General features: G+C 61.3%; 9 protein-coding genes and 1 pseudogene. 2 read left to right on the top strand and 8 right to left on the bottom strand.

What is annotated here, in order from left to right; genetic code table 11:
* The 5 genes and pseudogenes from HMPREF2712_RS09160 to murA all read right to left on the bottom strand — a co-directional run.
* A pseudogene (locus HMPREF2712_RS09160) lies at positions 1-872 on the bottom strand (hypothetical protein); the annotation flags it as partial.
* Between the two features lie 531 nt (positions 873-1,403).
* Positions 1,404-2,522 carry a D-alanine--D-alanine ligase family protein gene (locus HMPREF2712_RS06175; protein WP_070819516.1) on the bottom strand — a complete coding sequence of 373 codons (1,119 nt, stop codon included), beginning with the start codon at positions 2,520-2,522 and terminating at the stop codon, positions 1,404-1,406.
* A gap of 223 nt (positions 2,523-2,745) precedes the next feature.
* Entirely contained in the window at positions 2,746-3,864 is a 1,119-nt protein-coding gene (locus HMPREF2712_RS06170; protein ID WP_049359353.1) for an NAD(P)H-dependent glycerol-3-phosphate dehydrogenase, read from the bottom strand.
* 111 nt (positions 3,865-3,975) lie between these two features.
* Positions 3,976-4,833, bottom strand: coding sequence for a lysophospholipid acyltransferase family protein (locus HMPREF2712_RS06165; RefSeq protein ID WP_005507450.1), 858 nt, complete (start codon positions 4,831-4,833; stop codon positions 3,976-3,978).
* Positions 4,833-6,266, bottom strand: a complete 1,434-nt coding sequence (gene murA / locus HMPREF2712_RS06160; protein ID WP_005505632.1) for a UDP-N-acetylglucosamine 1-carboxyvinyltransferase — start codon at positions 6,264-6,266, stop codon at positions 4,833-4,835. The genes HMPREF2712_RS06165 and murA overlap by 1 nt, the downstream gene beginning before the upstream one ends.
* Before the next feature lie 692 nt (positions 6,267-6,958).
* Between murA and HMPREF2712_RS06155 the strand changes: the two genes are divergently transcribed.
* Positions 6,959-8,410, top strand: coding sequence for a transcriptional initiation protein Tat (locus tag HMPREF2712_RS06155; protein ID WP_070629428.1), 1,452 nt, complete (start codon positions 6,959-6,961; stop codon positions 8,408-8,410).
* 146 nt (positions 8,411-8,556) lie between these two features.
* On the opposite strand, the gene leuD is transcribed toward HMPREF2712_RS06155, so the two are convergent.
* Both leuD and leuC read right to left on the bottom strand, forming a co-directional pair.
* Positions 8,557-9,150, bottom strand: coding sequence for a 3-isopropylmalate dehydratase small subunit (leuD, locus tag HMPREF2712_RS06150; protein WP_005505627.1), 594 nt, complete (start codon positions 9,148-9,150; stop codon positions 8,557-8,559).
* 26 nt (positions 9,151-9,176) lie between these two features.
* Positions 9,177-10,619: a 3-isopropylmalate dehydratase large subunit gene (leuC, locus tag HMPREF2712_RS06145; protein ID WP_070629427.1), complete on the bottom strand. Its 1,443-nt coding sequence runs from the start codon at positions 10,617-10,619 to the stop codon at positions 9,177-9,179.
* Between the two features lie 410 nt (positions 10,620-11,029).
* On the opposite strand from leuC, the gene HMPREF2712_RS06140 reads away from it, so the two are divergent.
* Positions 11,030-11,926, top strand: a complete 897-nt coding sequence (locus HMPREF2712_RS06140) for an IclR family transcriptional regulator (protein WP_005507443.1) — start codon at positions 11,030-11,032, stop codon at positions 11,924-11,926.
* A 112-nt stretch (positions 11,927-12,038) separates the two neighbouring features.
* Here the strand turns inward: HMPREF2712_RS06140 and HMPREF2712_RS06135 are convergent, their stop codons facing one another.
* Complete coding sequence (locus tag HMPREF2712_RS06135; protein WP_070819515.1) at positions 12,039-13,919, bottom strand: GTPase; 1,881 nt, start codon at positions 13,917-13,919, stop codon at positions 12,039-12,041.
* Positions 13,920-13,921: the final 2 nt, after the last annotated feature.

The following is a 13,921-nucleotide window of genomic DNA, read 5'->3' as shown; positions in this document are numbered from 1 at the left end:
GTCGGCTCGGGAGTAGGTTCAGGAGTGGGCTCCGGATTCGGTTCCGGTGTGGGGTCCTGAGTAGGCTCGGGAGTAGGTTCAGGGGTAGGTTCCGGAGTCGGATCCTGAGTGGGCTCCGGGGTCGGCTCGGGAGTTACGTCCTTCGTCGGCTCGGGAGTAGGTTCAGGGGTGGGCTCTACCGTAGGCTCAGGAGTTGCATCCTTGGTGGGTTCCGCGGTGGGCTCCACAGTAGGCGCAACGGTCGGCTCCGGAGTGGGAGCAACAGTAGGTTCTGCCGTCGGCTGGACCGTAGGCTCCGCAGTCGGAGCTACAGTCGGCTCAGCCGTCGGAGTTGCGGTAGGAGCAACACTCGGTTCGGCACTTGCGCTAGGAGCTACGGTCGGCGTAGCGGTAGGTTCAGCGGTCGCATCCTTAGAGGGCTCTACGCTAGGACTCGCTGTAGCACTCGGGGTTGCGGTAGCACTCGCAGAAGCGGTGGGCTCGGCAGTGGGCTGCGCGGTAGCGTTCGGGGTAGGAGTCGCATCCGGGCTGGGCGTAGCACTTGCGGAAGGCTCGGCGCTAGCGGTGGGCTGAGCGCTCGAAGAAGCGCTAGGCTGAGCGGTGGGCTCTGCCTGCGCGTTGTTAGTCTTATTGTCCCCCTGAGCGGTGGGCCATGCGCTCACGGTTGCGAGCGTGGGTACTGCCGTCTGAGAGGAAGATGCCGCGTTTGCGGTGGGGTCCAGGGTTTGGCTTGCGGTGCCGACAGGGTTGGGCGGAACCTGAGACGCAGCCTCCTGCACATCTTGAGCAAATGAGGCTACGTAGGGGCTTCCGGAAGCAACCAGTGCTGTCGCCAGACTCGCAGAGACCACCTTACGGTTTCGTTTTCCCAAAGGTTGTCCTTGACTTTCTGATACGTTGTGAGTGAATAGATACCCAATCGCTAGGGCAGATTGGATATACCTTCATCTATTCTACCGAATCGGCTTTTTCTTCATTACTCATTTTAGCGCTTTCATACCAATCTTTGAGCTTCAAGATGTGCAACGACCATCAACAACATCTTTTCATTACCTAGAAGCATCATTTCATGCACTTGTGAGCAGAATTACGTTTTGCCTTATCAATACCACTTTAAAACTTGCACTCCACCGTCCAAGCGACCCCGAGGCGAATGTAAGTGATTTTTCTCATGAGTGAAAAACGAGCGATTCTCATAAGCTTTTTGGGGCTCAATACGTACCAATTACCCTTCCCACAAAGGCATTAACTTGCCCACCGCGCAAAAAGCGCCCCGGCGCGAATCCCTCAAGAATCCGCACCGAGGCGCCTTACAACAGGGGCTACTCCCCCGCCGTTACGTATTCAATTGCTAAGCGCAGTCAAAACGACGGTGCGCCCAAGAACTAGCGCTACCTCAAGAACTAGCGCAGACCCAGGGGGCGTTCCATCGCCAGGGTCAGCAGCTCGCTAATCAGATCGGTGTAAGAGATACCGGTGTTCTCCCACATGGTCTTGTACATCGAAATCGGGGTGAAGCCGGGCATGGTGTTCACCTCGTTGATGACCAGGCGGCCGTCCTCAGTGTAGAAGAAGTCCGCACGAGACAGACCCTCACCATCCAGCGCCAGGAATGCCTTCACAGCCAGCTCGCGCAGACGATCCTGCACATCCTGCGGCAGGTTCGCCGGGCACACGGTCACAGCGGAAGACTCAGAAACGTACTTCGCCTCAAAGTCGTAGAAGCCGTGGTCCTGATCCACAACCTCGATCTCGCCGGGGTAGGATGCGCGGGGCATCTCGCCGTGGTGGCCATCGAGCACAGCGCACTCGATTTCGCGGCCCACAATACCCGCCTCAATGATGATCTTCGGGTCGTGGCGGCGTGCCTCTTCAATCGCGGGCACGAGCTCTTCTACCGAATCCACCTTGGTAATACCGAAGGAAGAACCTGCGCGGGTCGGCTTCACGAACAGGGGGAAGCCCAGCTTCAGCACGCGCTCCAGAATCTGCTCGCGGTCCTCGTGCTCCCACTGGCGGTTGGTGACAACCTCGTAGGGGCCGACCTCCAGGCCAGCGGATTCGAAAGCAACCTTCATGAAGTGCTTATCCATACCCACAGCGGATGCAGTCACACCGCAACCCACATAGTGCAGGTCAGCCATTTCCAGCAGACCCTGCACGGTGCCGTCCTCACCGAAGGGGCCGTGCAGCAGCGGGAACACAACGTCCACCGGTGCAGTGCGGGTAACGTTACCCTCAGCATCCACCAGGGTCAGGCGGGAATCGCCGGCGCCCATCGGCAGGAACACCTGCTGGGTACCCTCGGGGAACTCTGCGGTACCGCGTGTGCCAGCAGTCAGCTCGGCAAGCTGCTGCTCATCGGTCAGGTACCAGCGGCCGTCACGGGTAATACCGATAGTGATGACGTCGTAGGCGGTGCGGTCAATAGCGCCCAGAACGCCGGCAGCGGTAATGAGCGAAATCGGGTGCTCAGAGGAGCGGCCACCGCACAGCAGGGCGACGGTCTTCTTCTCGGTCATATATTTCTCCTAGTCAATGTTCCCCTACCCTTAGGTCCGGAAGGTGGAACGGCAATGCGTCAATAATCCTAACGCACGAATACCGTCGCGGTCACTGATGCGTTTCTCACGCACCGGTTTTCCGCAACGGTATCCGTCCTTGGATGTTTACATTCAATCTTCTAGTATGTCCTGGCACATAACCCGAATCAAGGGGTGCCAGCACACCAGAAAGCTTCAAAATCTAGTGGCCCTCATGCTTGAGGCGGCGACCCAGCAACTGAGGCGCCAACTCCTCAATGCCAATACGGCCCGAAAGCACAGCCACCACAGCCTCAACAATGGGCATCTCCACGCCGTGACGGCGAGCCAGCTCAGCCACCACCGGCGCCGATTTAATCGACTCAGCGGTCTGGCTCATATGCTCGTGCAGGCGGTCAGGGGTAACACCCTGAGCCAGCAGGCGGCCCGCCGTGTGGTTACGAGACAGCGGCGAAGAGCAGGTCGCAATCAAGTCGCCCATACCGGCAAGACCGCTCATCGTCGCAGCCTCGCCGCCCAACGCCACCGCCAGGCGGGTAATCTCCGCCAGACCGCGCGTCATAATGGACGCCTTCGAGTTATCGCCATAATTGCGGCCTTCGCAAATACCCACGCAAAGGGCAATCACGTTCTTCACCAGGCCACCAATTTCAGTACCCACCACATCCGTGTTGGTGTACGGGCGGAAGTAACCGCACGCAATCGCGTGAGCAACAGCCTCAGCCACCGGCAGGGTACGAGCCGCAACCACGGAGGCGGTAGGCTCCTCCCCCATGATTTCCTTCGCCAGGTTCGGGCCCGACAGCACGCACACGCGGTGCGGAATATGGCCAATCGCGCGCAGATCAGCACCGCGCAGAGCCATGGATTCTTCCAGTTCCTCGGTAATGACCTGCGACATGCGCAGACCCGTACCGGTCTCCAAACCCTTCGCCAAAGACACCAGCATGGCGTTCGGCTCAATATAGCGGGCGAAGCTCTGCAACTGCGAACGCAGAACCTGCGCGGGCAGGGCAAGAACCACAATATCCGCACCGGCAAGCGCCGCGGGGGCATCCGCCGTGAAGTGCATGTTATCCGGCAGCTTCATTCCCGGAAAATAGCGGGCATTCTCGCGGGTGCGCTCGCACTCAGCCATCACCTGCTCATCACGACCGATGAGGGTCACGCGGGTGTCATCGCCGCGCTCGCGGGCAGCGTCCGCCGCGATCTTAGCGAAAGCGGTGCCCCAGCTACCGGCGCCGAGCACCGCAATAGACTGTACGGTTGCCGGAGGGGTAAATTCAGGGCTTGCTGCGGGGGTGCGTCCAAAGAAGGTCACGAAAACACCTGCTTCTCTTCCTTGCGAAGTTATTGTGCGAGTCCCTGACAGGCGCCTCAGCAAATAGCCGCGGCTCCTGTCAGGGCCTCTACGATTTTCCCAGCTGGGATGCTACTTTTCGTCCGGTTCGCCGAGCGCGCCACCAACCGGACCCGAAGGGGTACCGGGTGCTTCACGACGCTTCGTGCGGGGGTTCCAACGACCCTCAGGAGCCTTCTCGCCGCGGATCTTCTCCAGCTCGGCGGTAATAGCGTCCAGCATGGCGTCGGTGACCACGCCCAGTTCGGTGCGGGTGTGCTTAGCCTCGGGGCTGGCATCCTCAACGAGGGAGGCGATATCCAGCGCTTTGCCAACCTTCACGCGAACGGTCTTGCGCGGGAACAGCGAAATCTTACGCTTCTCCTTGATGCGGCCGTCCTCGCCAGCCTCATCCACATAACCGAGAATCTGCTCGTCACCCCAGTGCGCCACCGGGTAGACGGGTGCACCAGTCGCAAGAGCCAGACGAGCCGCACCGGTACGCGCCTGCATGGGCCACAGCTGCGGATCGTGGGTGGTGGTGCCCTCCGGGAAAATCACGACGGCACCGCCAGCCTCAACAATCTTGCGGGCAGTAATCAGGGACTTACGCGCATCCACCGAACCACGAACCACAGGAATATGCGCGAGCTTGCGCATAATGTAGCCGAGCACGGGAGCACGGAACAGCGAATCCTTCGCCAAGAAGCGCGGCAGGGCGCCCTCAACGAAAGCAGGGAAAGCCACGGTCACCGGGTCAAGCTCGGTGGTGTGGTTAGCCACGATAATGTACCCGCCGCTGGAAGGCAGATTCTCGCGGCCGGTAATCTCAACGCGCGCGATGAGCTTGTACAGCCCGCGTGCGGCGTTACCGAGCACCTTGTACAGAGCGTCACCGTAAGCGGTGGGCTCAATCTCCGGCAGCGCTTGCTTTCCCTGCTGTCCGCTCATTAACCCTGAACCTCAACTTCCTCGGGCTCAACAACGACGATTGCTGCATCGGGCTTGGGAGCCTTCGACGCCTTGCGTGCCAGCACCTCAAAGTTGGCACCCAGGCCCTTGAGCTTCTCCTCGAAGTTCTCGTAGCCGCGAGCAATCAGCTCAACACCGCTCACGTGAGAGGTGCCCTTAGCGGCCAGAGCAGCAATGATGTGGGAGAAGCCGCCGCGCAGATCCGGAACCTCAATATCAGCGCCGGTCAGCGGGGTGGGGCCAGAAATAATAGCGGAGTGGCCGTAACCCTTACCCTCAAAACGGCAGGGTGCGCCGCCCACGCAATCGCGCATAACAACGATATCTGCGCCCATCTGCTTCAGGGCGTTGGTGAAGCCGAAACGCTCCTCGTACACGGTCTCGTGCACGATGGACGCGCCCTTAGCCTGGGTCAGCGCCACCACGAGGGGCTGCTGCCAGTCGGTCATGAAGCCGGGGTGCACGTTGGTCTCAAAAACGATGGGCTTCAGCTCTGCACCGGGGGTGCGCTGAGCCGGGTGGGTGAAGCGAATACCATCAGCGGTCACCTCGTACAGGCCGCCCATCTTACGGAACTGGTTCAGGAACGCAGTCATATCCTTCTGAGCTGCGCCGCGCACGAAAATGTCGCCGCCGGTAGCCAGCGCTGCAGAAGCCCACGAAGCGGACTCGTTACGGTCGGGCAGGGACGCGTGATCGTAGCCGGTCAGCTCGTCCACGCCCTCAATGACGATGGTGCGGTCCTCGTTAATGAAGATGATTGCGCCCATCTTCTGCAGAACAGCGATTAGGTCAATAATCTCAGGCTCAATCGCTGCGTTGCGCAGGATGGTCTTACCCTTAGCGCGCACACCGGTGAGCAGAACCTGCTCGGTAGCACCCACGGAGGGGTAGTTCAGCACAATCTCTGCACCCTTCAGACCCTCTTCGGGAACGATCAGGGTGGTGCCGGTTTCGTCGTCCTTCTCAACGACTGCGCCGAACTTGCGCAGTGCAGACATGTGGTAGTCGATGGGGCGGTCACCGATCTTGCAACCACCCAGGTTGGGGATGCGTGCGGTACCGAGGGTGTGTAGCAGCGGGCCCACCATCAGAATCGGGATGCGGGAATTACCACCGAAGAGCTGAATCTCCTCTGCGTTCTTTGCGGCGGTGGTTGCATCCTGTGCGGGGTTGAGTGTCAGAACACCAGCTTCGCGGTCGTAGTCGACCTTTGCACCGTGCAGCTCCACGAGGGTGGTAACGATTTCAACATCACTCAGGTCGGGAACGTTACGCAGGGTCGAGGGGGTCGAACCGTGCAGTGCTGCGACCATCGCCTTGGGCACCAGGTTCTTGGCGCCTCGAACGTGAACCTCACCAACGAGCGGAGTGCCACCTTCAATGCGAAGCTTGCTGATGTTCTCAGTCATTAAAAATCCTTTGTGGAGTCGGCTGGTTTAGGCCGAACTTTAACAGTGTGCCGATGCGCCGCGTTCTGTCGTGCCGCGCCCCTGCCGGTAGCAGGGCGAAACGGGCGCATATATTCATCATTATTCTAAGCCCTGCGTAAAGGTGCTCCAAACACTGAAGAACCTTTGGAACTCGTGACTGAGATTTTGCTCTGTTGTGTATGTGAAAAACCGCTCTGACCCCTCCTCAGAATCAGAGCTGGAAAAGACAAAAAGATACACAAATATTCACACTAATGCAAATATTTTCTGGTTCTTCGCCAAAATTTGACGTTAGTTTCTTCTTTTTGACGCACAAATTTGAACTTGAGAGCAACCTCGCCCCTACAATAGCGTGCACACTCGTGCCCGCTGAGCGGTGCCTCCACTCTCAAGGAGAAACCAACCAGCTCTCAACTGCGGCATCGGCGCCGGCATTGCCGTCACTCCATGCAGTACGGAGCCTCACGGCAGGGAACGGGCGTACATTCACTGCATACAACCTTGCGATATCGCCCAACTAAAACGGTTCGGCTTCCTGCTTCACTTCAACTTCAAAAATTCACTTCAACATCACCGTAAATATTCGAAAGTCAACCGAAAACCACGGCGTATCGCAACCAGCCACAGGTCACTTCGCGGCTGCATCCGCGAACTACCGGAGGACCCCAAATATGACACATCACAACACTGCATCACGCTTTTCACGCCGTCGCCTCGTACAGGGCGCGGCATGGAGCGCCCCCGTTATCCTCGCCAGCGCAACCGTCCCCGCATGGGCGGCAAGCGGCGAGCCCACCTGCTCCCCCGCCCTCACCCTCAAGCCGACTGTAACCGGCTACGACGACAAGGCTGGCGCATACACCGAATGGCTCGTCCCTGAAGGCGTTGGACGAGTACGATTCGACCTCGTGGGAGGCGCCGGCGGTGCCGCAACCTCCTTCACTCCCCAATACCTGACCGACGTCACGAACGCGGCCCTGGCTGGCGGCGGTGCCGGTGCACAGCTCAGCGGCGTTCTGGCGGTTAAGTCCGGCGACATCCTGCGCGTCTGGGCGGGTAACGGTGGCGTCGGCTCCGCAGCCGGCGCACAGCCCGCACTCGGCGGCGAAGGCTACGCGGCAGGCGGCGACTCCACCGGTTCTAGCAAAGCAACCGGTAGCGCGCAGGTAGTGGGCACTGATAGCGGCTACGTGTACGGCGCATCCGGCGGCGGTTCCTCCGCGGTCGAACTCGTTCGCGACGGCGCAGTCACCATTGTTGCTGTCGCAGGTGCCGGTGGTGGCGGCGCACAGCTCGGCACCCTCACCACCCACCAGGGCGTCTTCGATACTCAGCCCAAGGACCAGCTGAACCCGGCACTGCGCGTAGCGCTGGACGGCCGTGACGCATCCACCACCGCAGGCGGTAGCGCAGGCGGCGACCTGGGCACCGACAACACCGGTCAGGGTGGCATGCTCATGGCAAGCCCCTACCAGGAGTTCAAGCCCCTCGACGAGGATGACAAGACCCTCGACATGCGCTTCATGGTCACCGGCGGTACCGCTGGCCGCTCCGGCGTGGCGGGTACCCTCGGTGAGGCGCTGGTCGGCGTTCTCGACGAGAATAACGAGCTGAAGCTCATGCCCATGTCCGACCCTTGGTTCGAAACCTACGACTTCCCTCGCTACTACATGTACGAGGGTGACTCCGTGGTCGAGGGCGAGAAGGGCACCGGCGGCGCGGACGCAACCGGCTCCTACCGCGGCAAGGGTGGCTCCGGCGCACTGCTCTCCCGCACCCACGGCAAGCTCTCCCTCACCTCTGTAGCATCCGGCGGAGGCGCTGGCTACGGCGGCGGCGGCGCAGGCCTGAACATCTGGACCATCGGTGCGTACCGCGAGAGCGTTTTCGGCCGCCAGGTGCAGTTCGAGAACGAGGGCAACATCTACTCGCTCAGCGCCCTGAGCAGTGGCGGTGGCGCAGGCGGCAGCTACATTAACCACGAAGTGGTTTCTGACTTCGCACTTGCCACCGCGAAGAACGCGAACCCGACCGCGGGCGTGCGCTCCCCCGGTTCTGCGGCGCTGTACAGCTGCACCGAGAACGCAACCCTGAACACCCCCATCACTGAGGGCGCGCTCTAGATAGTCAATGAATGCGCCTCCCTGGAAGTTCCGGGGAAGCACATTCATATGTATGCCAGGTTTTTGGGTACAGAAAAGCTCGAAGGCGGCAACTGTTTCAGTCGCCGCCTTCGAGCTTTATATCTCTAGGTGTTAGAGCTCTCGGCTTAGAGTTCCTGAGTACGGGGCATCCAGGAGGGGCGCTTCGCCTCGTACGCCTCAATAGCCTCGAGATTCTGCAGGGTCAGGCCAATGTCGTCCAGGCCCTCCATGAGGCGCCAGCGCACGTAGTCGTCAATCTCGAAGGGAACAACCAGCGCGCCCACGGTTACGGTCTTGGACTCCAGGTCAACGGTGATTTCGGTGCCGGGCTCGTGCTCCAGCGCCTTCCAAATCAGCTCGATATCGTCCTGTGCAACCTGCGCGGTAACCAGACCCTGCTTGCCCGAGTTGCCGCGGAAAATATCGGCAAAACGAGCAGAAATAACGACCTTGAAACCGTAGTCGCGCAGCGCCCACACGGCGTGCTCACGGGAAGAACCGGTACCGAAGTCCGGGCCCGCAACCAGCACGCTACCGTGCTTGTAGGGCTCCTGGTTCAGGATGAACTCGGGGTCCTTACGCCAGTTAGCGAAGAGGGCATCATCAAAGCCGGTTTTGGTCACTCGCTTGAGGTAGACGGCGGGGATGATCTGGTCGGTGTCAACATTCGAAGAACGCAGCGGCACGCCAATGCCGGTGTGCTTAATAATGGGTTCCATAATGGCTCCTTAGCTATAGCGGCGTGCTAGGCCACGACGTCGGACGGGGCGGACAGGGTACCGCGCACAGCGGTTGCGGCGGCAACCACCGGGGAGACCAGGTGGGTGCGGCCACCCTTGCCCTGGCGGCCCTCAAAGTTACGGTTCGAGGTGGAGGCGCAACGCTCACCGGGTGCCAGCTGGTCGGGGTTCATGCCCAGGCACATGGAGCAGCCGGCGAAGCGCCAGTCGGCACCGAACTCCTTGAAGACCTTGTCCAGGCCTTCTGCTTCTGCCTGCGCGCGGACCTTCTGGGAGCCGGGCACAACCATCATGCGCACGTTCTCGGCGATGGTGCGGCCACGCACGATGTCTGCGGCGGCGCGCAGGTCCTCAATGCGGGAGTTGGTGCAGGAACCCAGGAAGACGACATCCACGGGGATTTCCTTCATGGGGGTGCCGGCCTTCAGATCCATGTATTCGAGGGCGCGTTCTGCTGCGACCTTGTCGTTCTCGTCCTCGAAGTCGTCCGGGGAGGGAACGGCGTGGCTCAGCGGAATACCCTGACCGGGGTTGGTACCCCAGGTGACGAAGGGTTCGAGCTCGTCAGCGTTGATGAAGATTTCCTTGTCGAAGACGGCGCCTTCGTCGGTGGGCAGGCTCTTCCAGTACTCGACTGCCTTGTCCCACTCTTCACCCTTGGGTGCGTGCTGGCGACCCTTGATGTACTCGAAGGTGATCTCGTCGGGGGCGACCATGCCGGCGCGTGCGCCCGCCTCAATGGACATGTTGCACATGGTCATACGGCCCTCCATAGAGAGGGAGCGGATTGCGGAGCCGCGGTATTCGAGCACGTAGCCCTGACCGCCGCCGGTACCAATCTGCGCGATGACAGCGAGGATGATGTCCTTTGCGGTCACGCCGGGCTTGAGGGTGCCTTCAACGTTGATTGCCATGGTCTTGAAGCGTGCCAGGGGCAGGGTCTGGGTCGCCATGACGTGTTCCACCTCGGAGGTGCCGATGCCGAACGCGAGAGCGCCGAACGCACCGTGGGTGGAGGTGTGGGAATCACCGCAGACGATGGTCATACCGGGCATGGTCAGACCCAGCTGCGGGCCGACCACGTGCACGATGCCCTGTTCCTCGTCACCGAGGGAGTGGATGCGCACGCCGAATTCCTTGGCGTTGCGGCGCAGGGTCTCGATCTGGGTGCGGCTGGTCAGGTCGGCGATGGTGCCGAAGATGTTGTCGGTGGGGGTGTTGTGATCCTCGGTGGCGATGGTCAGGTCGAGGCGGCGCAGGGGGCGGTTCTCAATGCGCAGGCCTTCGAATGCCTGGGGGGAGGTCACTTCGTGCAGTAGCTGCAGGTCGATGTAGAGCAGGTCGGGCTTGCCGTTTTCACCGGGGACGACGACGTGTGCGTCCCAGACTTTTTCTGCCAGGGTGCGCGGACGGGTGCCCGCGGTGGTTGCGTTCTGTTCGCTAGTCATGCTTTCTCCTGCTTGATGCGTTCCTACGGTGGATGCGTTCGGTGTGGTGCGTGCCGCAAGTTTGCGGAGTTGAGGGGCGGATTATGTACCCGATGGGACCCTCAAATCGGTATTTCCCCGCGGCGTGTCGCATATTTTTTCACGGATTCTTAGCCTGTGAGACGGCTCAGAAACACCCCGAACTAGCGAGTGTTTTTATGTGGGTTTACTCTATGACTCCAGGGTAATTTTGCGGGATTATTCGCATTTTTCTGCGTCTTTTCGCATATTTTCACCCATAAACCCACACAAACACTTATTATGAAAAATTCATAATTTATCCCGTAGGGGGTGATTCCATCTTCAGCTCTGCACCCCAAAGAGTCCATGAAGTCCGGGGTATCTTTCATATTCTGAGATAGAATATAAGAATGACTCCTTCCGCATCACGTTTTAACGCACACGGAATGCGTCACCCCAACGCATCCACACACCACAACGCACCGATCGTTGACCCCGTCAAGCCGCCCGAACACATGGCCGCCGACGAGCAGATGGTAGAGGTACACTCCCACGGCTCCTCCGGCGTTGGCGTGCTTGACAAGGCGACCCTCATTCTTGATTGCCTCGAGGCAGGACCCGTATCTCTGGGTGACCTCGTCAAGGCAACCGGTCTGGCACGCCCCACCGCACACCGCCTCGCCGTGGCGCTGGCTCACCACCGCCTCGTAGCCCGCGACGTGCAGGGACGCTTCATGCTCGGCCCTCGCCTGACCGAACTCGCATCCGCCACCATTTCCGATGAGCTCATCACCGTAGCAGACCCGATTCTGCAGAAGCTCAGCCTCGAAGCTGACGAGTCCACCCAGCTGTACCGCCGCCAGGGTGACTGGCGTGTATGCGCGGCAACCGCGGCACGCCCCTCCGGCATGCACGAATCCATCCCGGTCGGTACCCAGCTGTCCATGCAGGCTGGTTCCGCTGCCCAGGTTCTGCTGGCCTGGGAAGACCAGAACCGCATTGTTGAAGGCCTGCGCGACGCCCACTTCAGCGCCGCCATGCTCGCGGCTGTGCGCCGCATCGGTTGGGCGCAGTCCGTGGGTGAGCGCGAGCGCGGTACCGCCTCGGTCTCTGCTCCGGTGCGTGCGCCCGGCGGCAAGGTGATTGCGGCGGTGTCTATCTCAGGCCCGATTGACCGCATGACCCGCCAGCCGAACCGCAACTACCCCGAGCTGGTCGTTAAGGCTGCTCAGGCGATTACGGACGGTCTGCGTGAGCTTGCGGCGTCTCAGCAGGCTCCCTGCGCTGAGAGTACTGAAGAGGACTAAGCTTCAGTAGCGTATAGATTTAACGAAAAGGATCCCTCCCCGCCTCGATTGAGGTGGGGAGGGATTCTTTTGTGCCCTCTCAGCCTGATACGGTTTCTTGGATGATACGCCGCTAAATGTCCAGCGCCTTGCGGTAGGCGTTGAGGCGCTTTGCTTCCTGCTGTACCGGGGCGACCACGCAGGACTGCACTGCCTTCTCCACGCCGGTCTGCAGGCGACCCCGCAGCTTACGTGCGTAGTAGCGTGAGCCCATGGCGGTAAGTAGCCTGCCCACACCCGCCGAGGCAATACCAAGCAGGATACCCAGCAGCAGAAGCAGGGTCGGTAGGGGCACCGGGGAGCCTTCGGGGGTCGGGGCGGGCGGCAGCTGAATCTGCAGGTACGCCATGCCGGAAATCAGGGTCAGCCAGCCAACACCTACCAGGGCGCTCAGTAGCGCGATCCACTGCAGGGCATTGAAGATGACCCAGGGGGCGCGGGTGCGGCCCAGACCGTAGTCGATGCGCACCATGTCGCGTTCGAGCAGTTCGGGAAGCTCCGCCTCGCGGGAGAGGGCGGCTTCCTTCATGCTGCGCTTCCACGGTTCGTCGACGCGGGCCGCCATCTGCTTGCTGTATTGGCGAACAGCGTTTGCCATGCCCGCCTTCTGCGCGGCGCTCAGCGGGGGTAGCGAGGATGCCACTAGCTCGGGTGCGTTCTCGCTATCGGAACCGAGCATACCCGCGGACTTCTCAGCCTTAGATGTGCTCTTCGTTTCGTCTTGCTGCCCCAGGTGCAGACGGCGCAGGGGGTCAGCCTTCAGGCGGCTCATCCAGCGGGTGAGGATCCAGCCGGTGCGCTGACCCGCGGCGCGGCGGTAGGAGGCGGTTGCAGCCTGCAAAACCTGTTCTGCCTGGCTGGATGAGTAGCATGCTTTCACGAGCTTCTGCTCCGCTTCGAGGGCGTAGGCTCCGGCGAGCACGGTCCCCTCTCCTCCGGCGTAGGTGCGCAGCTGGGAGGCGGTGGCGTGCAGCTGCGCGTCGGTTCGTTGCAGGGATAGGCTCTTGGCGGCGGCTACCTGGGCGAGCAGGTCGCGGAGCACGTCCACGCCTTCGCCGGTTCGCGCGGAGACGGCGATGGGTGCGGCGAGCAGGTGCGCTTCGGTGCCCTCAGCCTGCAGCAGGCGGGTGAGGGAGGCGAGCACGGCGGGCACCTCGGCGGGTGCGAGTTTATCCGCCTGGTTGAGCACGCAGAGCGCCTGCGCACCGGATGCGGCAAGCGGCACCATGAAGTCGCGGTGGATGACGGCGTCGGCGTATTTTTGGGGGTCGACGACCCAGACGAGTACGTCCACGTAGCGCATCATGCGGGCGGCGAGGTCGCGGTTGGTGGTGGTGACCGAGTCGAAGTCGGGCATGTCCAGCAGGATGAGGCCGCCGGTGCGGGTGCGCATTTCGCCGCGTCCACCGACGGCTCGGCGGATGCGGTTGAAGAGTCCGGGTGCCGGTTCGGTGACGGCATTGGGTGCCGCTACTCCCCCGGCAGATTTATTGTTTCCGCCTGCTTCGTTACCCTCGGTTGCATCTCCTTCGGCGGCGAGCGCCTGGGTTTGCGGGTAGACGCGCTTGTCGATGCCGAGCCAGTCAAGTAGCTCTTCGCTGCCTTCGGCCTCCCAGATTGCCGCCTGCACGGTGGAGGTGGTCGGGCGTGTGGGAGCAGAGAGGGCAATGTTCTGCCCGGCGATGGCGTTGAAGAGCGTGGATTTGCCGCTGCCGGTCGCGCCGAAGAAGCCGATGACGGTGTGTTCGGTGGAGAGTTCGCGGCGCTGGCTGAGGCGTTCGAGGGTTTCGGCGGCGTCGAGCAGCACGGTTTCGGGGACTCGTCCTTCGCCGTAGCTGATGGCGTCCTTCAGGGATGTGACGGAGCGCGCGAAGGGCGAGGTCGCCACGGCGGGGGTGGCGCCTCGCTCGGTATGGCGCTCAGTGTTCTCGAGTTTCTTCTCGGGGGTAGTCATAG

Origin of the sequence: Rothia sp. HMSC064F07, assembly GCF_001837265.1 — a bacterium.
Classification (GTDB): domain Bacteria; phylum Actinomycetota; class Actinomycetes; order Actinomycetales; family Micrococcaceae; genus Rothia; species Rothia mucilaginosa.
Note: the sequence above shows the minus strand (reverse complement) of the source record. Positions and strands in the feature narration are given on the sequence as shown.